This window comes from Vibrio sp. YT-19(2023) (genome assembly GCF_033337395.1).
Genome location: NZ_JAWOQN010001236.1, coordinates 1 through 503 on the forward strand (window position 1 = coordinate 1; position 503 = coordinate 503).

The 503-nt window shown below is 36.6% G+C and carries 1 pseudogene; it reads left to right on the top strand.

The annotated features are described in order from the left end of the window. Window positions 1-503 (top strand): annotated as a pseudogene (locus tag R7E78_RS31020) (tyrosine-protein kinase); the annotation flags it as partial.

Genomic DNA, 503 nt, shown 5'->3' on the forward strand with positions numbered 1-503 from the left:
GAACCAGCTCAATGCTCAAAATGAAGATACTTTTACAATAAGTAAAATAAGCAAGTTAGATGCTATCAACAAGTTAGCCTCACAACTTTCTATTTCAGAGAGAGGTAGCCAAACAGGTATTGTATCTCTAAGTATTGAAGGTGAATACCCAGACCACAATCAGCTTGTTTTAAATGATGTTGTTCAAAACTATTTTTTGCAGAATGTTAGAAGAAACTCTGCTGAAGCTGAGCAGAGCCTCAACTTCCTTAAAGGTCATTTACCCGAGATTAAGGACAAGCCAACTATTTCAGAAGATACATTGAACAGTTTTAGACAAGAAAACGAATCTTTCGATTTAAATCTCCAAGCACAATCTACTCGAAAAGTGATGGTGGCACTTGAAGCCCAACTTAATGAGTTAACATTTAAAGAAAGTGAAATCAGTCAAAAATTCACCCAAGACCACCCAGCTTATAAATCGCTGTTAGACAAACGTCAGACATTACTGCAAGAGAAAGAGC